Consider the following 21366-nt stretch of genomic DNA (forward strand, 5'->3'; position numbering starts at 1 on the left):
GGCGCGCATGTGCGGAGGGCAGTGTGGGGATCGAGAGCGACCAGCTCGTCTACGACTATCTGAGCCGGGTCGGAGACGTGGCCCAGCAACGGCAGTTGCCCTCCGGTGAACGGATGAGACTCGTCTCGGCGCTGCGCGGCGAGATCGACAAGCAGCGCGGGAAGTTCGGCGCCGACAGCCCCGCCGCCGTCCGCCGCATCCTGGGGCGGCTCGGTTCGCCGGACCAGGTGGTGGGCGCGGCGGCGGCGGGCGGTGGGGCCGGTGGTGGGTCGGCCGATGCGTACGCCGACCGGGAACCTCCGCCCGAGCCGTTGCCCGCCCCCTCGCCCGGGCGCACGCTGCCGAAGCAACGCGGCAAGCGCGGCCGGGGGTTGGGGCTGGGGTTGGGGCTCGGGCTCGGTGGTCCCCGAGAGGGGCGGGCCGAACCCTCGCTGCCGAAGCAGACACGCCGGGCCGTACCCGAGCAGCCCGCCCGACCCACCGCGTCCCCACCCCACTTGGCCGGTACGGACGAACTCGGGCCGTCCGGCGGCGAACCCGACTGGTGGCGTGTCGACCCCGAGCCGCTGGGCGCGGCGACCGGGGTCTCCGGGTTCGTCGGTGGCGTCGAGATCCCCGAGATACTGAAGCCGCCGCCCACGCCCGAGGAACGCGCCGAGAGGGCGGCCCGGCTCGCGGAGGAGGAGGCGGCCGAGGACGACGCGGTGGAGGCGGCGGAGCCGCCGCCCGGCCGGGGCGGGCTGCTGCCACGGCTGCTCCGCCGCGGCAAGAAGCCCGCGCCCGCGCCTGCCGACACCGCCGCCCGCCCCGGGCTCCGGCTCACCAACCCGTTCCTGCTGCTGGCCGCCGCCCTTCTTGTCGTCGGCGCGGTCCTCGGTTCCTGGCTGGCGCTCGCCGGCGGCTGGGTCCTCGCGTACGCCTCACGTCGACTGTCGGTCTTCGAGGCGAAGTTGGCGGTCTTCGGGCTGCCGATCGTGGCCGCCGTCGGTGGCGGGGTCTGGCTCTGGGGCCGTATGACGAAGCGCTGGGGCGAGGCCATCCCGGAGGACGCGATGGGCGCGGCGGTCTCGGAGACGTGGCCGCTGGTCGTACGGGTGGCGGCGGTCAGCTCGGCGCTGTTCCTGGTGTGGCGCTCCCGCTCCGTCCGCTGACGCCTGCGGCTTCGCCGGTGTGCCCTCAAGCGATGACAAGCGATGACAAGCGATGACAAGCGGTGTCGAGCGGCGTCATGCGGTGTCGAGCGGCGTCATGCGGCGAACGGGCCGCGTTTCGGGGGCCGCCCCGTTCGCCGCTTCACCCCACGACAAGCGCGTTACAAGTGTGTGCGCGCACGCGCCTTCAAGGTCGACAGCCGGGCCCACAGCGCCACGGTGAACAGGACGGCGCCGATCACGCAGTAGACCCACGCGTTCGCCGTCTCCCGCGCGATGCCGACCGCACTCCACAACGCCCACGCGCCGAGAACGACGATGAGCGCCGTCCAGGCGATGTCCGCGATACGGGTGCGGAGTTGGGCCCGCTGGACGGTGCCGCGCTCCAGCTCCGACAGCGGCTCCGGCTCGCCCGCCGGCCCGTCACCCGGCCCGCCGTTCCTCGCGTACTCCCGTCCCCGCTCCTCCATCGCCATGACTGTCATCTCCCGTCGCCGGTCGACGCGCTCGTCACGCGTCGGCTCCCTCTCCGGCTGCCCCGGCAGACAACGACTACGCGGCGACCAGGAGAACTACGCCCCGCCCCCCGGCCGGTACGGTGCCCCCGGCACCACCAGCGGCGACCCCGTCACCGGGTCCGGGACCACCACCGATTCGAGGCCGAACACCTCCCGTACCAGCTCCGCCGTGACGACCTCGCCCGGCCCGCCCTCCGCGACGATCCGGCCCTCCTTCATCGCCACCAGGTGATCGGCGTACCGCGCCGCCTGGTTGAGGTCGTGCAGCACGATCACGACCGTGCGCCCCTGGTCGTGGTTGAGCCGGCGCACCAGGTCGAGGACTTCCACCTGGTGCGCGATGTCCAGGAACGTCGTCGGCTCGTCCAGCAGCAGCAGATCCGTCTCCTGCGCCAGCGCCATCGCGATCCATACGCGCTGCCGCTGCCCGCCGGACAGTTCGTCGACCGGCCGCTCGGCCAGCTCGGTCACGTCCGTACGCGCCATCGCGTCCGTGACGGCCCGCTCGTCCTCCTGAGACCACTGCTGCCACCAGTGCTGGTGCGGCTGGCGCCCGCGCGAGACCAGGTCGGCGACGGTGATCGCCTCGGGCGCGGACGGTGACTGCGGCAGCAGGCCGATCGACTGCGCGATCTTCCGCGTCGGGATGCTCGCCAGCTCCGCCCCGTCCAGCAGCACCGAACCGCTCTTCGGCTTCAGCAGCCGCCCGAGCGCGCGCAGCGTGGTCGACTTGCCGCAGGCGTTCGGGCCGACGATCACGGTCACCCGCCCGTCGGGGATGGCCAGTTCGAGGTCGTGGACGACCGTGCGGTCGTCGTAGGCGAGCGTCAGCTCGTGCGCCGTGAGCCTGCTCATGCCCGTGCTCATACCCGAACTCATGCCCTTGCTCATGGCCGTGCTCATGGACTTGTCCATGCCCTTGCTCACTTTCCAGCTCCCGCGGTACGGCTGCGAATGATCAGCCAGATCAGATACGGCGCGCCGATCGCCGCCGTGAGCACCCCCACGGGCAGTTCGGTGGGCGCGAACAGCTTGCGCGCGAAGAGATCCGCGAGCACGACGATCACCGCGCCGAGCAGCGCGGAGCAGAGCAGCGGAATCTGCGCCGTACGCGTCATCCGCCGCGCGATCTGCGGCGCGAGCAGCGCCACGAAGTCCACCGGCCCCGCCGTGCCCGTCGCGACGGAGGCGAGCACCACACCGAGCAGGACGAGCCCGAGCCGTATGTGCCCCAGGCGCACGCCGAGCGCGGTGGCGGTACCGTCGTCCATCGACACCGTGCGCTGGGCGTACGCCGCCCACGCCACCGCCGGCAGCAGGATCAGCAGCACCCAGCCCAGCGGCGTGGCCTCGTCCCAGCCGCGGCCGTTGAGCGAGCCGGTCATCCACACCTGGGCCTGCTGGGCGACGAGATAGTCGCCCTTCGTCATGAAGAGCGTGGTGAGCGAGCGCAGCGCGATCGCGAAACCGATGCCGATGAGCACGAAGCGGGTGGCGTGCAGCCCGCCGCGCCAGGCGAAGACGTACACGAGCACGGCCGCCAGCATGCCGCCCGTGACCGAGAGGTACGGCAGCACGGTGAACGACGTGACTCCGTACGTCATCGCGAAGACCGTCAGCGCGCTCGCGCCCTGCGTGACACCGATGATGTCCGGGCTGGCGAGCGGGTTGCGGGCGACGGTCTGGATGAGCGCGCCGGAGACGCCGAAGGCGGCGCCGACGAGGAGACCGACCACCATGCGGGGCAGCCGCAGGGTGCCGACGACGAGTTCGTCCGGCGACGGCTGCCCGAAGAGCACCTTCAGGACCTCGGCGGGCGCGACGAAGCTCTCGCCGACACTGAGGTACGCGACGCAGGTGAGGCAGAGCAGCAGCACGAGGGCGACCGCGACGACGGCCGCGCGCCGGTGCACGAGGAACGACACGCGCCGGGCGCCCAGCCGGGTGCGTATGAGGGAGTACCCGGCGGGCCGCACGCCGGCGCGCGCTCCGGTGACCTTCCGGTCGACAAGCGTCGCGCTCATGCCGGTACCGCCTTCCTGCGTACGAGAGCGACCAGGAACGGCACACCGAGCAGCGCCGTCATCACACCCGCCGGCACCTCGCCCGGCGGGAACAGGATCCGGCCGAGCACATCCGCGACGAGCAGCATCACCGGCCCGACGAGCGCGGCCATCGGCATCAGCCAGCGGTGGTCGTTGCCGACGATCGCGCGGGCGATGTGCGGGACGGCGAGGCCGACGAACGCGATCGGCCCGGCCGCCGCGACCCCGACACCGACGAGTACGGTCGCGCCGACGCCGCCCACGACGCGGACGGCTCCCACGTTCTGCCCGAGGCCCTTCGCGACGTCCTCGCCGAGCGCGAGCGCGTCGAGGCCGCGGGCGACGCTCAGCACCAGGACCGTGCCGACGACGAGGAACGGCCAGACCTGGCCGACGAGTTCGGCGTCCCGGCCCGCGACCGAGCCCACCTGCCAGAAGCGGAACTCGTCCAGCGCGGCGGCCCGCGTCGTCAGGATGCCCATCGTCACGGACACCAGGAGCGCGTTGATCGCGGCGCCGCCGAGGGCGAGTTTGACCGGCGTCGCGCCGCCCCTGCCACGGGCGGCGATGGCGTACACGGCGACCGAGGCGACGGCCGCCCCGGCGAACGCGAACCACACGTATCCGGTCAGCGTGTGCACCCCGGCGAAGGCGATGGCCATCACGACGCCGACCGCCGCGCCCTGGCTGATGCCGAGGATGCCGGGGTCGGCGATGGGGTTGCGGGTGATGCCCTGGAGGACCGTACCCGCGAGCGCGAGCGCGGCGCCGACCATCAGGCCGATGACGGTACGGGGGACCCGTAGTTGCCGTACGACCTCGGCGTCCTCGCTGTGACCCCCGTTGAGCAGGGCGTCGAACACGGCGCTCGGCGCGACGGCGCGGGCCCCGACCGCGAGGCTGAGCAGCACCGCGAGCAGCAGGGCAGCTGCCGCGGCGGCCGTCCAGCCGGCGCGGCGGGCGACGAGGGCACGTCTGGTGCGGTGGGTCGTCGGGGCGGCGGCTGGCATCGGGACCAATCGGGGACAGGGCGCCGGCTCTGGGGGGCACGACGGCGTGGCTTGGTAAGGCTTGGCTAAGTCTAGGTGCCGAGATCAAGCCACAGTCGGGCGGAGGGGTGCAGGCACAATGTTTGTATGACTGCCCTCCCGCTCCCGACTCCGGACCCGGCCCCGATCCTGACTCCGATACAGGCCCCGATTCCGACGCAGGCCCCGGCTCCGATCCCGGCCCCGGCCCCGGCCGCGCGACCCCTGACCGTCGGCTTCGACCTCGACATGACCCTCATCGACTCACGGCCCGGCATCCACGCCGCCTTCCTCGCGCTTTCGGCCGAGACGGGTGTCGCGATCGACGCCGACCTCGCCGTGACCAGGCTGGGTCCGCCGCTGGACCAGGAGTTGGCGCACTGGTTCCCGGCCGACCGCATCGCGGCGATGGGTGACCGGTACCGGGAGATCTATCCCACACACGCCATCGCGCCGACGCTGCTGATGGACGGTGCCCGCGAGGCCGTCGCCGCAGTTCAGGCGCTCGGCGGGCGGGCGATCGTGGTGACGGCGAAGCACGAGCCGAACGCGAAGCTGCATCTGGCGCACCTCGGCGTGGAGCCGGACGCGGTCATCGGCGGGCTGTGGGCGGAAGCGAAGGCGGAGGCGCTGCGCGAGCACGGCGCGAGCGTGTACGTGGGCGACCACACCGGCGATGTACGGGGCGCCCGTACGGCGGGCGCGCTCTCGGTCGCGGTGCCGACGGGCCCCTGCGACGAGGCGGAACTGCGGGCGGCGGGCGCGGACGTGGTGCTGCCGGACCTGCTGGCGTTCCCGGAGTGGCTGCGGTCCCGCGCGGCGTCCTACGCGGCGGAGCCCGTCACCGGGTCGGTGGCCGACCTGGCCTGACGGCGCTGCGCGGCGATCGACCGGAGCAGCCCGGCGCCGGCGATGACGAAGCCGACGCCCATCAGCATGGAGAGCGCGTAGGCGACCGTCGGGAACGGGTCCGTCCCGAGGAACAGTGGGGCCACGGTGACCAGTGTGGCCACCGCGCCGGCGATGAAGACGATCGCCCCGACCCGGACCAGCCGGTCCCCGGGACCGGCCACGTCGGCGGTGGAATCAGCCGTGAAATCAGCGGTGGGGTCAGCCGTGGGTGATGAAGGAGTAGCAGTCACTCCACCAGGGTAGTTCCCTGCGGACAGGAACCAACCGGCGACGTCTTGTCACCAGCCCCTGGACCATTAGCCTTGGGGATGGCGGGTCGCCCGACCCGCTGTAGTGCTATCCAGAGCCGTTTTTGTGCGCGCCAGCGCCCCCAACACACATGAGGACGAGGACAGACGTGCCTACCGGCCAGGTCAAGTGGTTCAACCGCGAGAAGGGCTTCGGCTTTCTCTCCCGTGACGACGGCGGCGACGTCTTCGTCCACTCATCGGTCCTCCCTGCCGGAGTCGACGCACTGAAGCCGGGCCAGCGCGTGGAGTTCGGCGTTGTCGCGGGCCAGCGCGGCGACCAGGCCCTCTCGGTCACGGTCCTCGACCCGACCCCCTCGGTGGCGGCGGCCCAGCGCCGTAAGCCCGACGAACTGGCCTCGATCGTCCAGGACTTGACGACGCTCCTGGAGAGCATCACCCCCACGCTGGAGCGCGGCCGCTACCCGGACAAGACCCAGGGCGCGAACATCGCGGGCCTGCTGCGCGCGGTGGCGGACCAACTCGACGTCTAGGGCCTCTCGTTTGGATCTTGCCGGGCTCGCGGTCCCTGGTGCCGCGCCTCGCCGCGTTGACGGCGGAAGGGCAGGCACGGCTCCCGCCATGCCTCCCTCCTCCGCCTCGCGATCCACGGCACCAGACCCCGCTCCCTCATCCGGCCTGATCCAAACGAAAGACCCTAGGCTCTGCCCCACTTCTGTCGGCGCAGTGCCCCGTTTCTGTCGGCGCGGCGCCAGGCCGCCGCGCCGACCGTGTCAGGTGGGGCCGAGTCCGGTGAACAGGGACTGCGCCACCATGTCGGCCCCCTGCGCGGGGGTCAGCTCCGGCATCTCGTGCGAAGCGATGTTGCTGAGATGGACCAGCAGGGACCGGGCCCAGCGGTCCGGAAGGCCCGGGCGTACGAAACCCTCGCGCACCGCGCGGGCCATGAAGGCGTCGAGCTGCTCGATCAGCCGGCCAAGGCGGGCGGCCGCCGCCGGGTCCTGTACTTGCCGCACGTCCACCGGCCATCGCCTGCTGACGGTGATGATGCCTTCCGCGTACCGGTGCAGTGCCGCCACCACGGGCGCCTTGTCCAGCCGCGCCTGGGAGAGGACTTCCTCGCAGGCGTCGAGCTTGGCCACGTGCACCGCGGCCATCAGGGCCTCGCGGGTCTCGAAGCGGCGGTAGACGGTGCGGCGGTCGACGCCCGCCGCCTGGGCGATTGCCGCGATGCTCGTACGGGGGTCCCGCGCGAGCAGGCGTGCTCCGGTCTCCAGGACCGCGTCCAGATTGCGTGCCGCGTCAGCTCTCATCGTGACCGGAGCATACGCAGGAGTGGGATCGACCGGCCAGCAAATACCTCATGGCTATTGCTCTTCCATGATTAAGTGCCACATAGTTGTGGCGGTTGATCTGTCTGGCGCGCCCGTCGTCGCGCCGTTCCTCACTCCAGGAGTCATGCGTGAGCCCGGTTCACATGTCTGAGAAGTTGAAAGATGTCCTCGATTCCCGGGTCTTCGTCACCGTGGCGACCCTCCAGCCCGACGGCAGCCCGCACCAGTCGGTGGTCTGGGTGGGGCGAGACGGCGACGCCCTGTTCTTCGTGACCGGTGTCGACAAGCTCAAGATCCGCAATCTGCGGCGCGATCCGCGGTTGAGCGTGACGGTCAACCCGCCCGACGAGCCCTACGGGTACGCGGTCATCAGCGGCATCGCGCGATTCGAGAGCGCGGGCAGCGGGGAGCGGCTGGACGAACTGGCCGTCAAGTACACCGACAAGACCTACGCCGAGCACCACCCGGAGTCGTATGCCGTCCTTCCGGAACTGGTCACCGTGCACGTCGTCCCCGAGAAGATCGCGGCGCGGTTCCTGTGACCTGTGATCTGTGACCTTGAGCCGGACGAACAGCGAGGGAGTACAGCGATGAACACCTATGTCATCACCGGTGGCACCGACGGCATCGGCAGGGCTCTCGCCCTCACCTACCTGGACAGAGGGCAGGAGGTGATAGTCGTCGGGCGCAGCGCCGAGAAGGGCGAGGCGTGGCTCGACGCCGCGCGACGCCATGACGCGGCCGGGCGGGCGCACTTCGTGCGGGCCGACCTGGGCCTGGTGGCCGAGACCAGAGCGGCGATCGACAAGATCCGGTCGATCTGTACGAAAATCGATGCCCTGGTGCTGTGCGCCCGGCACTTCAGGACCACCCGCCTGGTGACGTCCGAAGGTCTCGAAAACACCTTCGCGCACTTCTACTTGAGCCGCTTCCTGCTGAGCCACGAGCTGGCCGATCTGCTCGAAGCCGCTGACACCCCGGTCATCCTCAACGTCGCCGGCCCCGGCGGCGGAGGAGAGATCCACTGGGAAGACCTTCAGTTGGCACGGGAGTACGAAGGCCAACGGGCGCTCGCGCAAGGAGGACGGCTCAACGACCTGCTCGGCGTCGGCTTCGCGGACAGTCGACCGGAGACGACGGTGCGGTACGTACTGCTCAATCCAGGAACGGTCAGCACCAGCTTCTCCGGGCAGTACACCCCGGACGTCATGGCACAGATCGAAGCGATGCGCCGATCCGCCCGGTCGGTCGAGGAGGCCGCGGCTCCGATCCTCACGTTGCTGGACGACCCGCCCGCCGCGTCACTCAGCGCCGTTGTACGGGGAGAGCCGCTCAGCCCGCACGGTCCCGCGTTCGCGATCGAGGAAGCGCGGCGACTGCGCGAGCACACCGAGCGGCTGCTCGCCGCCCACCCGGAGGGCTGAGTCGGCGGGCCTCGTCCCGCTGCGCCGAGTTGGCCGGCCGGCCCGGTTCCGTCCGGTGTCCATCGACAGCGGCATCCGCATCCGCATCCGCTGTGGCAGGGTCGGGCCATGCCGTTCGATCACAACGACCACTACCACCGTCTGCTGCTGCGCCAGGTGCCGCGAAACCAGGGTGCGGCACTGGACGTCGGTTGTGGGACCGGCCGGTTCGCGTGCCGGCTTGCCCACCTGGGCATGGAGGTCGATGCGATCGACCCGTCGCAGGAGGCCATCGCGGAGGCCCGCGCGCTGTCCGGGCGGATACCCGGTGACCGGAGCCCGCGCTTCGAGCACGCGGACGTCACCGGAGTCGAACTGCCCAAGGGGCGCTACGACTTCATCTCGTGCCTGGCCGGCATCCACCACATGCCTTTCGACACTGTCGCCGCGCTGCGTGACGCGCTCGCGCCCGGCGGGGTCCTCGTGATCCTGGGCTGCTACCCGGCGAAGACCCGGCTCGACTGGGCTTGGAGCCTGGCAGCCGTGCCCGTCAACGCCGCCGCCAGGCTCGCCGTCGCCGTGCGGGACCAGCTCCGCCCCGCCTCTGCCGCGACCGGCCGAGGACGGGTGAAGGCGCCGGTGCGGCAGCCGACGATGCCGCTGGCCCAGATCCGCCGGGAGGCCGCGGTGCTGCTGCCCGGATGCGGCATCCGCAGGCTGCTCTTCTGGCGCTATCTGCTCGTCTTCCGTAACGAGGTCTGACGGGACCACGGCTGCTTTCTCTCCCCATCGGCCTGCGTCCTGAGCGGTTTGCCCCAGCAGTTCGCCTCAGTAGCTCGCCTCAGTAGCTCAGCGGTTCGCTCAGCTCGACCGCGCGCAGCGCCGCGGTGAGTGCCCGTTCGCCGCCCACGGCCACCGCCGTGTCGGCGAACTTGATGACGTGTTCGTCGCCGTGGGCCAGGGCGCGTTCCAGCACCTCTTCGGGGGTGGTGCCGGTGACCGGTGTGTACGGGACCGGCTCCGCCGGGGCGTACATCGCCGTCACCGCCGCCGTGGCCGTCCACGCCGCGTGCAGGCTCGGCACCCACAGGGCGCGTGGCAGGGCGGGCAGCGCACGCAGTACGGCGTTGGGTGCCGTCGCCGCGTGGACCAGCATCGTCTCGTTGCCGTGGCCGTGGGTGGCGTAGCGGTGCGTGGCCGCGGCCACCAGGTCCGTCAGCCGGCGCCGTGCCTCGTCCGGGTCGGTCACGTCGGCCGACCAGACCGGCAGCCCGCCGACCTGTGCGAGCCGGGCCTGGAAGCCGCCCTGGAGGTCGCCGATCGGGGGCACGGCGTCCAGCGCGCCGTCGGCGTCGGAGGCGCCGCCGAGCGGGGCGACCCCGGAGACCGGATGGTGCCGGGCGGCCCAGTAGCCGAGTCCGTGGGCGAGTTCGGTCAGGCGCGGTCCGGTCTCGCCGCTTTCGGTGATGACGCGGACGGCGTGGCCGACCCGGATCACGGGGTGGGTGGACCCGCCGTACATTCCGGGCAGCAGCCGGGGCCACCACTCGGCGAGTACGTCCCGCCAGGGCCGCTCCTCGATCGCGCGCAGGAAGTACCCGATCCAGTCGGCGCCGCGGCGCGGATCGCCCAGAGCCGTAAGCCAGTTGGCGTCGGTGACGGGGGAGACCAGGGCCGGGAAGTCGTCGAGCCTGACCTGGTAGGCGTCCAGCCAGCGGTGTACGGCGGCCGACTGCCCGTGCGTGGTGAGCGCCTCGACCACCATGGGTGCGTGGTTGGTGAGGCGCCACTCGTCGATCTCGGGACCGGAGGCGTGCAGCCGCTCCAGGGCTTCTTCCAGAACACCGGTGTCGTTGGTCATGGGCACGACGCTATGCCGGTGCGTTCGGGGCGCGTATCGGCCGCGCGGACCAGGCTCGTACGCCCCGGTCCTAGGACCGGGGACCGAGGGGTCCCGGCACGGTCAGCCGAAGGCCAGCGCGTCCGGGGAGAGCGGGGGCACCAGGCCCTCCGCCGCCGCGCGGGTGAGGAGGCCGCGGACCGCCGCGTAGCCGTCCGGGCCCAGGTCGGCGGTGAACTCGTTGACGTACAGGCCGATGTGCTGGTCCGCGACCGCCGGGTCCATCTCCTGCGCGTGGGCGCGGACGTACGGGCGCGACGCCGCCGGGTCGTCCCACGCCATCCGGACCGACGTACGCGCCGAGTCCGCCAGCAGCTGGAGCGTCTCCGCGCCCAGATTCCGCTTCGCGATGATCGCGCCCAGCGGGATCGGCAGGCCCGTCGTGGACTCCCAGTGCTCGCCCATGTCGGCGAGGCGGTGCAGCCCGTAGTCCTGGTAGGTGAAGCGCGCCTCGTGGATGACGAGCCCCGCGTCGACCTCGCCGTCGCGCACCGCGGGCATGATCTCGTGGAAGGGCATGACCACGATCCGGCCCACCCCGCCCGGCACGACCTCCGCCGCCCACAGCCTGAACAGCAGGTAGGCGGTGGACCGTTCGGAGGGTACGGCGACGGTCCGGCCGGTCAGGTCGGCGGCCGGCTCGCGGGTCAGGACCAGCGGACCGTTGCCGCGGCCGAGCGCGCCGCCGCAGGGCAGCAGCGTGTACTCGTCGAGGACCCACGGCAGGACGGCGTACGACACCTTCAGCACGTCCAACTCGCCGCGCTCCGCCATGCCGTTGGTGATGTCGATGTCCGCGAACGTCACGTCCAGCTCGGGCGCCCCGGGCACCCGGCCGTGCGCCCACGCGTCGAAGACGAACGTGTCGTTCGGGCAGGGCGAGTACGCGATGCGCAGGGGCGGGGAGGCGGCGTGCCTCATGGCGACTCCTCGAAGACGGGGCTGAGTTGCTGGAAGGCGTACCGCAGCGCGTCCAGCGCCGGGCCGATGCGCCAGGCCGAACGGTCGCGCGGGCCAACGGCGTTGGAGACCGCGCGGATCTCGATCACCGGCAGGGCGTACGCCGCGGCGGCCTCCGCCACCCCGAAACCCTCCATGGCCTCGGCGGCGGCGCGCGGATGACGCGCGGTCAGTTCGCCTGTACGGGACGCCGATCCGGTCACGGTGGAGACGGTCAGGACCGGCGCGTGGACGGCGTCCAGCAGGCGGGCGATCCGGGCGGCCAGCTCCGGGGGCGGGTGGTGGCGGGTGCGGCCGAAGCCCAGCTCGTCCACCGGGAGGAAACCGCCGGGCGTCTCGGCGCCCAGGTCGGCGGCGACGATCGCGTCGGCCACCACCAACGAGCCGACGGGGGCGAGCGGTTGGAACCCGCCGCCGATGCCGGCGGAGACGACCAGGTCGTACGGGGAGGGGGAGGGGGTGGCGGAGATGGCGGCTGAGGCGAGCGCCGTCGCCGTACCGGCAGCCGCGGCGGCGGGGCCGACCCCGGCGGCCAGCACATCGGCACGCGGGTGGCGGGCCAGGACGTAACCGCCCGGCAGGCCCTGCCGCGTGGCCGTGGCCTCACCCAGTCCGCCGGAGACCGCGTCGGCCTCGGCCGGCACGGCCGTCACGACCAGTACACGCACGAACGCCCCTCCCTCGCCGGGAAGTCCAACGCCGGGAAGCCCGGCGATACCGATGGCACCGCCAGCGTCAGGACTTGCAGGACTTGCAGGACTTCAGGACTTCTTCTTCAACTCGAAGTGCCAGACCCCGATCTTCGACCGCTCCTGAAGGTCCTTGCCCGGCTTCCTGGCCGTCTCCACGATGGCCAGATTCACGGACTTGACCGCCTCCGAGCCGGGCCGCTCGGGGAAGAACGAGGAGCCCGGGAAGGTGCGGTAGGTGTCCGTGGACGCCGTCAGCTCCACCGCCTCGTCGCCGATGAAGAACGACCACTCGTTGTCCGCGATCGCCGGGTCGACACCGAAGTGGATCAGATCGTCGGGTGCGACCGTGATCACCTTGGCCCCGGCCGTGTCCGCGAGGCACTTCGTGGCCACGGACTCCTTCAGCGGCTTGCCGTCGTCGTAGCAGGCCGCCTCGGAGTGCACGGAATCCGTCCCGACCGTCACCGTCGCGATCGGTGTCGGCTTGTCGCAGGCCGAGAGGGCGAGCAGGCCCGCGGACACGGCGCCGAGCGCGACACCGGTCCGGCGGGCCCTGGCAGAGATAAACGCAACGGTCATGGGCGGAAGGCTATCGCCCGGCCGCGCTCAGGCGACGCGCGGGTGCGGCGCGCCGTGCCTGGCCGCGCCGAGCAGCCCCCGTACGGAGAAGAGCGCTCCGGTCGCCACCAGAGCGGCGGCCACCGACATGCCGAGCACGCCGTTGAGCGGCAGCGCGATCCCGATCGCGCCCCCCACCACCCAGGACATCTGGAGCAGCGTCTCGGCGCGTGCGAAGGCGGACGTACGGACCTCCTCCGGGACGTCCCGCTGGATCACCGCGTCCAGCGACAGCTTCGACAGGGCCATCGTGAAACCGGCCACCGCGCCGAGCACCGCTGTCATCAGGCCGCCGAAGAACACCGCGGCCAGGATCGCCGCCGTGAGCGCCAGCCCCAGCACCGTCGCGATGATCAACTCGGGTGCGCGGGCCTTGAGCCAGGCGCCCACCGCCGTACCGATCGCGTTGCCCGCGCCGGCGGCGACCCCCACGATGGCCAGCGAGACGGCGGCGCTCTGCCCCGCCATCGGATGCTGACGCAGCAGGAACGCCAGGAAGAAGATCAGGAAGCCGGAGAGCGCGCGGTGCGCCGCGTTCGCCTGGAGGCCGTGGAAGACGGACGGGGCGACCGTTCGCAGACTCGGCCGCTTCTCGCCGGCCCGCGTCACCAGCCGCGCCTTGCGCTCGCCCTTCGCGGAGTCCACCTTCGGTGGCATCGTGAACGCCAGGAACGTGCCCGCGACGAAGATCAGGAACGCGCCGTACAGGGGCCATTGCGGCCCGATCTGCTGGAGGCCGGCCCCGATCGGGGCCGCCGCACCCGTCGCGAGCAGCCCCGCGAGCGTCACCCGGGAGTTGGCCCGGACCAGCGAGAAGCGTGGTGGCAGCAGCCGCGGCACGACGGCGCTGCGGACGACCCCGTACGCCTTCGACGCCACGAGCACGCCCAGCGCGGCCGGATACAGCTCAAGGCCGCCCGTCGCCACCGCGCCCGACATGGTCAGCGCGAGCAGCGCCCTGGTCAGCATGGCGCCGGCCATCGCGGCCCGGCGGCCGTGCGGCAGGCGGTCGAGGAGGGGGCCGATCACCGGGGCCAGGAGCGTGAAGGGGGCCATGGTGACGGCGAGGTAGAGCGCGACGCGGCCACGGGCCTCGTCGGTCGGTACGGAGAAGAAGACCGTCGACGCGAGGGCGACGGTGATCATGACGTCACCCGCGCCGTTCACGGCGTGCAGCTCGATCAGTCTGCCGAGGCCGGACTCGCCCGCGCCCTGCGCGTGCGTGGCCCGGCGGATCCCCCTGGCGGTGCTGGTGAACGGCAGGTGCAGGGCGCGTCCGACCTTCCGGGCCGCCCTGCGGAACGGTCCGGACTCTTCGGACGACCTGACGGCTGCCACCCCGTCATACTGCCCCCACTTCGGGCGGGGGAACGCCCCCGACGTCTCTGACGCGCTGACTTCAGCTGTTCTTCTCATTACTTTGCCGAGATTTCACGGCCGCTCCGACGCCCTCTCCACCGCCGGTTCCCGCCCCTTTGTCGCGCCGTCGCACCCCCTGCGGGCTGCCCGAACTACGGGAAAGGGGGCGCACAGGTGGGCGCCGGGCGGTGGAGGGGGTAGCGTGCGTAGCGCGCCACCGGCGGATGTTCTCGGCCGCGCGCCTCTTCGTCATCCCGCAGAATGGTTGACGGTAGGTGTGCCCGAGAGACGTCGGGCGTGGACGTCGATGCGGCCCTCTGGTCCGCTCCGCCCTCGGCCCGTGCATCGTGAATCGGCCGGCGCACCCGTGAAACGGCGTAGGAGAGAAGCGAGACCTGTGAGTGCTGCGACGACTCGAAGCCGAACCCCCGACCGTCTGTGTGCCGAGGCGGTAGACCTCGCGAGGGCGGCAGCCGAGGAGGCTGCCGCGCCCGGTGTCGTCGGCGAGCATGTGTCGGCGGTGTCCGAAGGTGACCGCGTCGTCACACATCTGTTCGAATGCAAGGACATGGCCTACCGCGGCTGGCGCTGGGCGGTGACCGTCGCCCGCGCGTCCCGCTCCAAGTTCGTCACCCTTGACGAAACGGTGCTGCTGCCCGGCCCCGACTCCCTCCAGCCGCCCGAATGGGTGCCGTGGAGCGACCGGCTTCGCCCCGGCGACATGGGTCCCGGCGATCTGCTGCCGACCGAGGCGGAGGATCTGCGCCTGGAGCCCGGCTACAGCGGCGAGGACGCGCCCCCGCCGAACTCCGCCGTGACGGACGCCGTGACGGACGCCGTGACCCCGCAGGCACTGGCGGACCTGGTCGAGGCGGAGGACATCGAAAGCATCGCGGAGACGGACCGCGACGGCGGCGCCGGCGGAGCCGTGCCGGTCAGCGTCCGCGGCACGATCGCGGCGGTCGCCGAGGAACTGGGCATGCGCCGGGCCAGAGTGCTGTCCCGGTACGGGCTGCACATCGCGGCCGACCGCTGGGACGAGGCGTACGGCGCGAAGACCCCCATGGCCCAGGCGGCGCCCGCACCCTGCGTGTCCTGCGGCTTCCTCCTGCCGCTGGCCGGCTCGCTGCGGCAGGCCTTCGGGGTCTGCGCGAACGAGTTCTCGCCGGCGGACGGACATGTGGTGTCCCTGGCGTACGGCTGCGGCGGCCACTCCGAGGCGGCCGTCATGCCCACACCACCGCGCCCGGCCCCGCACGTACTGGACGAACTGGGCGCGGACGCGTTCCCCTTGGGGCCGTCGGGAAACGACACGCCCTAGGGTCCGTCCGGCGGGTCTTCCGCCCGCTCCGGGAAGGACCGCAGCCGACCCGGTCGGGTGGCTTGTCGTACTGCAAACGGCCCGGAGTGGGTGTCCCGTACCGCTCACCCCTCGCCGACGTGCGACAACGCGACGTATGAGACTCCTCAGCCTGCTGTCCGGCAGGGACCCCGCCAGACGTACCCGCAAACCCGTCCGTCCCCGTAACCACACCCGTGCGTGGGCCACCGGACTCGCCTACGTGGTCGCCGCCGCCTCGGTCCCCGTGATCGCCCTCGGCGCCACCGTGACCCCGGCCGTCGCGGCCCCCCTCCCCGGCGGTCTCGGCCCCTGCGTCCCAGGTGACTGCCCCGACCCGTACCCGCCGGTCGGCAACGGCCCGATCGCGGGCCGCGACAACGGCATCAACATCTTCGCGGGCGGCGACTACCGCGTCCGCGGGCGCGCCGCCGAGGCCGAGGGCCGCATCGTCGTCCTGGGCGACTTCGACCAGAACAAGGGGTCCGGGGGCAGCGCGGTCTACAACGTCGGCATCGTGGGCGTCGGCTCACGGGTCCCCCCGCCGAACGGCGCGGACTTCCTCACCACGGGCGGCAACGTCTCCGTGGCCGCCGGCCAGCGCCTGCTCGCCGAGGGCGGAGTCGTCCGGCACGCGGGGACCGCCACCGGCACCATCGCCGGCACGGTCGTCGCCGACCCGGACGCCGCCGCGCCGTACAGCGCGCTGCGCGGCGAGCTCACCACGGCGAGCCAGTGCTACGCGCGCAACGACACCGGACCGCGGCCCGCCACCGGCACCGCCGTCAACCAGGGCGGCCAGACCCTCTTCACCGGCGACAACACCTCGGCGCTCCAGGTCTTCAACGTCGACTTCGACATGACCACGAGCACCGGCGCCCAGCAGGGCCTCGTCTTCCGGAACATTCCCGCGGGCGCCACGGTCCTGGTCAACGTCCTCGGGACCACCCGCACGCTCAGCACGTACAGCGGCGGCATCGCGGACACCGACCCGCTGAACCAGCTCCGCCCGCGCCTGCTGTGGAACTTCCCGGACGCCACGACGGTGAACCTGGCCGGCACCGGTCAGTTCCAGGGCAGCGTCCTGATCGGCAACCCGGCCTCTGAGGCCACGATCACCCTGCCGGGTGTCAACGGCCGCTTCTTCACGACCGGTTCGCTCACCCACACCAGCGCGGCGAGCGGGGGCGGCGGCCAGGAGTTCCACTCCTATCCGTTCGACGGCGATCTGCCGGACTGCGCGGCCCCGGTGGTCCAGGCCCCGGTGACGGTGGTCAAGAAGGACGCGGAGAGCGGTGAGGTTCTGCCGGGTGCCGTGTTCGAGCTGTGGGAGGAGACCAACGGCGTGGCCGGCCTCCAGACCACGGGTGCGGTCCCGGACACCCAGGTCGGCGCCTCCTGCACCACCGGCGCCAACGGTGAGTGCTCGAAGACGGTGAACCTCGGTATGTACTACTGGCTGGAGACGGCCGCGCCGCCTGGCTACGAGCTGCCTCCGCAGACGGTCTACGGGCCGGTGACGCTGACGCCCGAGCAGGTCCCGGCCGGCGTCACCATCACCGTCGAGAACCAGGAGACCCCCGTCACGGGTTCGGTGAAGGTCGTCAAGAAGGACGCGGAGAGCGGTGAGGTTCTGCCGGGTGCCGTGTTCGAGCTGTGGGAGGAGACCAACGGCGTGGCCGGCCTCCAGACCACCGGTACGGCCCCGGACACCCAGGTCGGTGCCTCCTGCACCACCGGCGCCAACGGTGAGTGCTCGAAGACGGTGAACCTCGGTATGTACTACTGGCTGGAGACGGCCGCGCCGCCTGGCTACGAGCTGCCTCCGCAGACGGTCTACGGGCCGGTGACGCTGACGCCCGAGCAGGTCCCGGCCGGCGTCACCATCACCGTCGAGAACCAGGAGACCCCCGTCACGGGTTCGGTGAAGGTCGTCAAGAAGGACGCGGAGAGCGGTGAGGTTCTGCCGGGTGCCGTGTTCGAGCTGTGGGAGGAGACCAACGGCGTGGCCGGCCTCCAGACCACCGGTACGGTCCCGGACACCCAGGTCGGCGCCTCCTGCACCACCGGCGCCAACGGTGAGTGCGCCAAGACCGTCGAAACCGGCACGTACTACTGGCGCGAGACAGCCGCACCGGCCGGGTACGAGCTGCCCGCACCCTCGGTGTTCGGCCCGCTGGTGCTCACCGACGAGAACGCCACCGCCGGTGTCGCCGTCACCGCCCAGAACACCAAATCGCCGGTGCCGCAGAAGGACTCGACCATCAAGGTCGCCAAGACCGACGCGAAGAACGGAAAGCCGCTCGCCGGGGCCGTCTTCGAGCTGTGGCGCGAGTCCAACGGGATCACGGGTCTCCAGACCCGCCCGACCGGCACCGTACCGCCGGACAGCCGCACCGGGCCGGGCTGCTCGACGGACCGCGCCGGGCTGTGCGTCTTCGACGACCTGCCGCTCGGGAGCTACTACCTGCGGGAAACGGCCGTACCCGAGGGTTACGTCCTGCCGGCGAACCCGGTGAAGGGCCCGTACGTGATCACCGAGCAGAACGCCGGTGAGACGGTGACGGTCAAGATCGCGAACAAGCGGGGGGAGCCCGGCAAGGGCAAGTAACCCTTCTACCGAACCGGTGAGGCTCTGGCCTCACCGGTTCGGCGCACTCCGGGGGCGGGAACGGGCCACGCTTGATAGCTGTGGGGTCACGGACGGGATGCGACGAGGAGGCCGGCATGAGGCGGATCGCGGTGCTTGCTCTGGCGAGCGCGGGACTGGTGGCGGCGTTGCCCGGTACGGCGACGGCCACGCCCGGACCGCCGGCGGCCGAGACGTGCACCACCTCCACCGGCCCCTACCAGCGGCCCATGGAGGAGTACCTGAAACGGACCGTGGACGGTGTTCAGTCCCCCGAGGACTGCGCGGCGATCCGTACCTTCCAGCGGTCCGAGTCGATCACCCCCGCCGACGGCTACGCCAACCTCGTCACGTACCGCACGATGACGGCCGTCAAGGCCCGCGCCAACCCCAACGCCGCCGGTGTCTGCCCCCGGCGCTCCTACCGGGTCACCTGCGTCGACCTCGAACGTCAACTCCTGTGGGTCCAGGTCGACAAGAAGGTCGTCTTCGACCCTGTACCGATCCGCACGGGCCGCGACAACGAGGAGACCCGGACCGGTTGGCAGGCCATCTACTGGCGGGACATCGACCACGTCTCCACGATCTACGACGACGCGCCCATGCCGTACTCCCAGTTCTTCAACGGCGGCCAGGCCCTGCACGGCCGCCCCGACGACCTGTTCGACGGCGGCGGCTCGGCGGGCTGCGTAAACCTCCGCCTCGCGGACGCGGCGGCCCTGTGGGACCTGCTGGCCGTCGACGACGCGCTGTACATCTGGGGCACGAAGCCGGGCACGGCCGACTGAACCCGGACGCACGAAAGCGGGTCCGTCCGGTGGCCGGTTTCGTCCTCGGTCGCCGGGCGGGCTGCGGGTTGTGTCCTCAAGCGCCGGGCGGGCTGCGTGTTGTGTCCTCAATCGCCGGACGGGCTTGTTTAGCCCGGGCGCGCCGTAGTTGAGGCGCCGTGCGCCGCGTAATAGTGCCGTCCGAGGTATACGCGGCAGTCGACGGCCTCGCTCAATTCGCCCTCGTCTAAGGCGTGTTGCTCGGCCCACCGCCAGGCGTCGCACTCTTCGCACTCCTGGCCTGCGGTGGGGGTGGCGGCGCCGCCGGGCGCGTGGACTTCTTCCGCCCGCCGTACGTCCTCGGGGCGCGCTTCCCACTGGTCCGCACCCAGATAGGACCGCAGCCGCCACAGCCCGGCGACCGGTTCGCGGTACTCGGCCAGTCTGCCCACGACGATGTCGAGAACCGAGGCTCCCACTTCCGGTGGCGTCTCGCCGATCATGGCTGGGGCACTTCGATATTCACCCGGGATTGTGCGTCAAGAATCTTTTTGTACGCCAGAGACGTGCCATGCCACGGCGAAAGCGACCTGGCCCCCGCCGAGCGGATGTGCCCGGTGGCTCTCCCCGTAGCGTCCCTGCGCATGGCGGTCATGCTCAGCTCGGCCAAGCGGGGGACGGGGGTCACATCGAGCTCGTCGACGGGCTGGAGCAGCCCCCGCTCGGACCAGCAGATCCACCCAGCAAGACCTCCAACGCATGCACCACTTCCGGCAACCCCACCCCTTGATGCAAGGTCACATGGACCACTGCGAGATCAGATGCAGCTTAGGGGCTGTCCGGCGGATCACGCTTCGGGGTCGAGGGACCGGAGGTCGTAGACGTAGTCGGTGCCGAACAGGTCGCGGTCCTGGAACGCCGCGTGGCCACTGGGCGGTCAGCCGGGTGACTGTGGCCGGGGACAGCCCGGCGTCGCCAAGCCGAGGAACTGCTCCAGCGCGGGTACGAAGTCACCGGAGGACAGGCCGTGCATGTGGAGCAGCGGCAGCACACCTCGGCGATCATCGGGACTTCCGACACCACGGCGGCAGGACCGTCGAGGAGAACCGTCTGCGCTCGCTGGTGGCCTCATCTTGAATCAGGTCACGAGCGACGCCCGAGCAGTTCGGTGACCCGTGTGAACCCGTCTGCGCCGTGGCCGCGTCCGATGGCTCGGCGGGCCAGGCCTTCTGCCACGCGCATCACGCCGGCTTCGATGCCGTGGGCTTCTGAAGTGTGAACGATGTGGGCCATGGACGACGCTGCCGAGGTGAGAGGGTTGCCTTCACCGGAGAAGATCCCGCTGTCCACGTCGTCCGCGAGCCCTTCGAAGATGGGCGGGAGGATGTCCCCGATCCCCTTGGCGAACGGGGCGAGCTCTCGCGCGGTGATCCCTTCCGCTCGCGCCACCGCCAAGGCGTGGACGTAGCCCGCCATGGCGGTCCAGAAGATGTCGAGCAGCGCGATGTCGTAGGCCGCCGCCCGCCCGATGTCCTCACCGAGGTGGGTATGAGTGCCGCCCAACGTCTGCAGGACGGGCTGGTGCTCGTGGTAGAGGTCCTGCGGGCCGCTGTGGATGAACACCGCGGCCGGAGTGCCGATGGTCACGGTGGGCGTCATGATGGCGCCGTCCAGGTAGCGAACGCCGTGTTCGGATGCCCATGCCGCAGTGTCCCGGGCCCTGTCCGGCGTGTCCGCGGTCAGGTTGACCACTGTGCGCCCCTTGATCGCCTCGGTGACCGTCTCGCGCCGCAGAATGGTGTTCACCGCGTCGTAATTCACCACGCAGACAACTGTGAGCACGCTCGCGGCAACTGCTTCCTCGGCCGACCGGGCGCTGACCGCGCCCTGCGCGACCAACTTCCGGTCCCGGCCCGGTGTTCGGTTCCAGACCGTGGTGCGCAGGCCGGCATTCAGGAAGGCAGCCGCGAGGGCTCGGCCCATCGGTCCCAGACCGAGGACGGTGACGGCAGACTGTTCAGCGTGTACGGGCATGACTCAACTCCGTGGATGTATCTCGAGTTTGTAGTGGAAGGGGTGGAAATGACACGCAGTCGCGCTCAGGACCTGGACGTCTGCGGAGTGACCGCCGCGATCGCGGTGATTGACGGGAAGTGGAAGACCACTCTGCTGTGGCTGCTGGAATCCGGTCCGCACCGACCTGGCGAACTGCGCCGACGGCTGCCCGGCCTCAGTGAGAAGGTGCTGACCCAGGCGCTGCGCGAGATGGAGGCCGACGGTCTGGTACTCCGGCAGGTGCACGACACGCTTCCGCTGAAGACTTTCTACTCCTTGACCGAGTTCGGACGGGAACTGTCCGAGGCGCTGGCTCCTGTCTCGGACTGGGGCCATCGGCGCCTGCAGAGGCTCAGCGACGCCCGTTCCGCTCCCTGACACATCGCAAATCACCCCCGTCCCGGCCGG

23 protein-coding genes and 1 pseudogene are annotated in these 21366 nt (G+C 71.4%); 10 read left to right on the top strand and 14 right to left on the bottom strand.

The window, feature by feature from the left end; genetic code table 11:
* The first annotated feature begins 23 nt into the window (after positions 1-23).
* The gene (locus OG700_RS22340; RefSeq protein ID WP_405616251.1) at positions 24-1151 is read left to right on the top strand and encodes a hypothetical protein; all 1128 of its coding nucleotides are present in this window, start codon (positions 24-26) and stop codon (positions 1149-1151) included.
* Positions 1152-1312: 161 nt separating this feature from the next.
* On the opposite strand, the gene OG700_RS22345 is transcribed toward OG700_RS22340, so the two are convergent.
* From OG700_RS22345 to OG700_RS22360, 4 genes are all read right to left on the bottom strand, one after another.
* A complete protein-coding gene (locus OG700_RS22345; protein WP_405616253.1) occupies positions 1313-1621 on the bottom strand; it encodes a hypothetical protein in 309 nt (102 codons plus the stop codon).
* A 102-nt stretch (positions 1622-1723) separates the two neighbouring features.
* Entirely contained in the window at positions 1724-2524 is an 801-nt protein-coding gene (locus tag OG700_RS22350) for an ABC transporter ATP-binding protein (protein ID WP_405621884.1), read from the bottom strand.
* A 68-nt stretch (positions 2525-2592) separates the two neighbouring features.
* Positions 2593-3693, bottom strand: coding sequence for a FecCD family ABC transporter permease (locus tag OG700_RS22355; protein ID WP_405616255.1), 1101 nt, complete (start codon positions 3691-3693; stop codon positions 2593-2595).
* Positions 3690-4724 (bottom strand): FecCD family ABC transporter permease, encoded by a 1035-nt coding sequence (locus OG700_RS22360; protein WP_405616257.1) that lies wholly within the window; start codon positions 4722-4724, stop codon positions 3690-3692. The genes OG700_RS22355 and OG700_RS22360 overlap by 4 nt, the downstream gene beginning before the upstream one ends.
* A gap of 126 nt (positions 4725-4850) precedes the next feature.
* Here OG700_RS22360 and OG700_RS22365 point away from each other — a divergent pair, with 126 nt between their 5' ends.
* Complete coding sequence (locus OG700_RS22365) at positions 4851-5612, top strand: HAD family hydrolase (protein WP_405616259.1); 762 nt, start codon at positions 4851-4853, stop codon at positions 5610-5612.
* Here OG700_RS22365 and OG700_RS22370 read toward each other — a convergent pair.
* The gene (locus OG700_RS22370) at positions 5567-5815 is read right to left on the bottom strand and encodes a hypothetical protein (protein WP_405621886.1); all 249 of its coding nucleotides are present in this window, start codon (positions 5813-5815) and stop codon (positions 5567-5569) included. The two genes, OG700_RS22365 and OG700_RS22370, sit on opposite strands and share 46 nt — an antisense overlap.
* 236 nt (positions 5816-6051) lie before the next feature.
* On the opposite strand from OG700_RS22370, the gene OG700_RS22375 reads away from it, so the two are divergent.
* The gene (locus OG700_RS22375) at positions 6052-6435 is read left to right on the top strand and encodes a cold-shock protein (protein ID WP_405616261.1); all 384 of its coding nucleotides are present in this window, start codon (positions 6052-6054) and stop codon (positions 6433-6435) included.
* Between the two features lie 240 nt (positions 6436-6675).
* Here the strand turns inward: OG700_RS22375 and OG700_RS22380 are convergent, their stop codons facing one another.
* Complete coding sequence (locus OG700_RS22380) at positions 6676-7215, bottom strand: TetR/AcrR family transcriptional regulator (RefSeq protein WP_405616263.1); 540 nt, start codon at positions 7213-7215, stop codon at positions 6676-6678.
* Between the two features lie 164 nt (positions 7216-7379).
* On the opposite strand from OG700_RS22380, the gene OG700_RS22385 reads away from it, so the two are divergent.
* The 3 genes from OG700_RS22385 to OG700_RS22395 all read left to right on the top strand — a co-directional run bounded on the left by OG700_RS22385 (position 7380) and on the right by OG700_RS22395 (position 9401).
* Positions 7380-7778, top strand: a complete 399-nt coding sequence (locus tag OG700_RS22385; protein ID WP_405616265.1) for a PPOX class F420-dependent oxidoreductase — start codon at positions 7380-7382, stop codon at positions 7776-7778.
* A 48-nt stretch (positions 7779-7826) separates the two neighbouring features.
* Positions 7827-8660 carry an SDR family NAD(P)-dependent oxidoreductase gene (locus OG700_RS22390; RefSeq protein ID WP_405616267.1) on the top strand — a complete coding sequence of 278 codons (834 nt, stop codon included), beginning with the start codon at positions 7827-7829 and terminating at the stop codon, positions 8658-8660.
* A gap of 108 nt (positions 8661-8768) precedes the next feature.
* Complete coding sequence (locus tag OG700_RS22395; protein ID WP_405616269.1) at positions 8769-9401, top strand: class I SAM-dependent methyltransferase; 633 nt, start codon at positions 8769-8771, stop codon at positions 9399-9401.
* Positions 9402-9480: 79 nt separating this feature from the next.
* Here the strand turns inward: OG700_RS22395 and OG700_RS22400 are convergent, their stop codons facing one another.
* The 5 genes from OG700_RS22400 to OG700_RS22420 all read right to left on the bottom strand — a co-directional run bounded on the left by OG700_RS22400 (position 9481) and on the right by OG700_RS22420 (position 14147).
* On the bottom strand, positions 9481-10500 hold the full coding sequence (locus tag OG700_RS22400; RefSeq protein ID WP_405616271.1) for a questin oxidase family protein: 1020 nt from the start codon (positions 10498-10500) through the stop codon (positions 9481-9483).
* 102 nt (positions 10501-10602) lie between these two features.
* Positions 10603-11460: a 1,4-dihydroxy-6-naphthoate synthase gene (locus OG700_RS22405; RefSeq protein ID WP_405616273.1), complete on the bottom strand. Its 858-nt coding sequence runs from the start codon at positions 11458-11460 to the stop codon at positions 10603-10605.
* On the bottom strand, positions 11457-12167 hold the full coding sequence (locus OG700_RS22410; protein WP_405616275.1) for a futalosine hydrolase: 711 nt from the start codon (positions 12165-12167) through the stop codon (positions 11457-11459). The genes OG700_RS22405 and OG700_RS22410 overlap by 4 nt, the downstream gene beginning before the upstream one ends.
* Before the next feature lie 93 nt (positions 12168-12260).
* Positions 12261-12770, bottom strand: coding sequence for a DUF2771 domain-containing protein (locus OG700_RS22415; RefSeq protein WP_405616277.1), 510 nt, complete (start codon positions 12768-12770; stop codon positions 12261-12263).
* Between the two features lie 27 nt (positions 12771-12797).
* Entirely contained in the window at positions 12798-14147 is a 1350-nt protein-coding gene (locus OG700_RS22420) for an MFS transporter (RefSeq protein WP_405616279.1), read from the bottom strand.
* A gap of 418 nt (positions 14148-14565) precedes the next feature.
* Here OG700_RS22420 and OG700_RS22425 point away from each other — a divergent pair, with 418 nt between their 5' ends.
* The 3 genes from OG700_RS22425 (at position 14566) to OG700_RS22435 (ending at position 18924) form a co-directional block, all read left to right on the top strand.
* The gene (locus OG700_RS22425; RefSeq protein WP_405616281.1) at positions 14566-15489 is read left to right on the top strand and encodes a DUF3027 domain-containing protein; all 924 of its coding nucleotides are present in this window, start codon (positions 14566-14568) and stop codon (positions 15487-15489) included.
* Positions 15490-15625: 136 nt separating this feature from the next.
* Positions 15626-18118 (top strand): SpaA isopeptide-forming pilin-related protein, encoded by a 2493-nt coding sequence (locus OG700_RS22430; RefSeq protein ID WP_405616283.1) that lies wholly within the window; start codon positions 15626-15628, stop codon positions 18116-18118.
* A gap of 116 nt (positions 18119-18234) precedes the next feature.
* A complete protein-coding gene (locus OG700_RS22435) occupies positions 18235-18924 on the top strand; it encodes a L,D-transpeptidase (RefSeq protein ID WP_405616284.1) in 690 nt (229 codons plus the stop codon).
* Between the two features lie 128 nt (positions 18925-19052).
* On the opposite strand, the gene OG700_RS22440 is transcribed toward OG700_RS22435, so the two are convergent.
* From OG700_RS22440 to OG700_RS22450, 3 genes and pseudogenes are all read right to left on the bottom strand, one after another.
* Positions 19053-19406, bottom strand: coding sequence for a hypothetical protein (locus OG700_RS22440; protein ID WP_405616286.1), 354 nt, complete (start codon positions 19404-19406; stop codon positions 19053-19055).
* Positions 19407-19780: 374 nt separating this feature from the next.
* Positions 19781-20036: pseudogene (locus OG700_RS22445) on the bottom strand (IS256 family transposase); the annotation flags it as partial.
* A gap of 10 nt (positions 20037-20046) precedes the next feature.
* Positions 20047-20937: an NAD(P)-dependent oxidoreductase gene (locus OG700_RS22450; RefSeq protein WP_405616288.1), complete on the bottom strand. Its 891-nt coding sequence runs from the start codon at positions 20935-20937 to the stop codon at positions 20047-20049.
* A 48-nt stretch (positions 20938-20985) separates the two neighbouring features.
* Between OG700_RS22450 and OG700_RS22455 the strand changes: the two genes are divergently transcribed.
* The gene (locus OG700_RS22455; RefSeq protein ID WP_018961916.1) at positions 20986-21336 is read left to right on the top strand and encodes a helix-turn-helix domain-containing protein; all 351 of its coding nucleotides are present in this window, start codon (positions 20986-20988) and stop codon (positions 21334-21336) included.
* Positions 21337-21366: the final 30 nt, after the last annotated feature.

Source organism: Streptomyces sp. NBC_01508, from assembly GCF_045040315.1.
GTDB lineage: Bacteria > Actinomycetota > Actinomycetes > Streptomycetales > Streptomycetaceae > Streptomyces.

Bases quoted from the DNA above. Each gene is read 5' to 3' on its own strand.
- OG700_RS22345 (WP_405616253.1), bottom strand. From the start codon at position 1,621: ATGGAGGAGCGGGGACGGGAGTACGCGAGGAACGGCGGGCCGGGTGAC.
- OG700_RS22350 (WP_405621884.1), bottom strand. From the start codon at position 2,524: ATGAGCAGGCTCACGGCGCACGAGCTGACGCTCGCCTACGACGACCGC.
- OG700_RS22355 (WP_405616255.1), bottom strand. From the start codon at position 3,693: ATGAGCGCGACGCTTGTCGACCGGAAGGTCACCGGAGCGCGCGCCGGC.
- OG700_RS22360 (WP_405616257.1), bottom strand. From the start codon at position 4,724: ATGCCAGCCGCCGCCCCGACGACCCACCGCACCAGACGTGCCCTCGTC.
- OG700_RS22365 (WP_405616259.1), top strand. From the start codon at position 4,851: ATGACTGCCCTCCCGCTCCCGACTCCGGACCCGGCCCCGATCCTGACT.
- OG700_RS22380 (WP_405616263.1), bottom strand. From the start codon at position 7,215: ATGAGAGCTGACGCGGCACGCAATCTGGACGCGGTCCTGGAGACCGGA.
- OG700_RS22385 (WP_405616265.1), top strand. From the start codon at position 7,380: ATGTCTGAGAAGTTGAAAGATGTCCTCGATTCCCGGGTCTTCGTCACC.
- OG700_RS22390 (WP_405616267.1), top strand. From the start codon at position 7,827: ATGAACACCTATGTCATCACCGGTGGCACCGACGGCATCGGCAGGGCT.
- OG700_RS22395 (WP_405616269.1), top strand. From the start codon at position 8,769: ATGCCGTTCGATCACAACGACCACTACCACCGTCTGCTGCTGCGCCAG.
- OG700_RS22400 (WP_405616271.1), bottom strand. From the start codon at position 10,500: ATGACCAACGACACCGGTGTTCTGGAAGAAGCCCTGGAGCGGCTGCAC.
- OG700_RS22405 (WP_405616273.1), bottom strand. From the start codon at position 11,460: ATGAGGCACGCCGCCTCCCCGCCCCTGCGCATCGCGTACTCGCCCTGC.
- OG700_RS22415 (WP_405616277.1), bottom strand. From the start codon at position 12,770: ATGACCGTTGCGTTTATCTCTGCCAGGGCCCGCCGGACCGGTGTCGCG.
- OG700_RS22430 (WP_405616283.1), top strand. From the start codon at position 15,626: ATGAGACTCCTCAGCCTGCTGTCCGGCAGGGACCCCGCCAGACGTACC.
- OG700_RS22435 (WP_405616284.1), top strand. From the start codon at position 18,235: ATGAGGCGGATCGCGGTGCTTGCTCTGGCGAGCGCGGGACTGGTGGCG.
- OG700_RS22440 (WP_405616286.1), bottom strand. From the start codon at position 19,406: ATGATCGGCGAGACGCCACCGGAAGTGGGAGCCTCGGTTCTCGACATC.
- OG700_RS22450 (WP_405616288.1), bottom strand. From the start codon at position 20,937: ATGCCCGTACACGCTGAACAGTCTGCCGTCACCGTCCTCGGTCTGGGA.
- OG700_RS22455 (WP_018961916.1), top strand. From the start codon at position 20,986: ATGACACGCAGTCGCGCTCAGGACCTGGACGTCTGCGGAGTGACCGCC.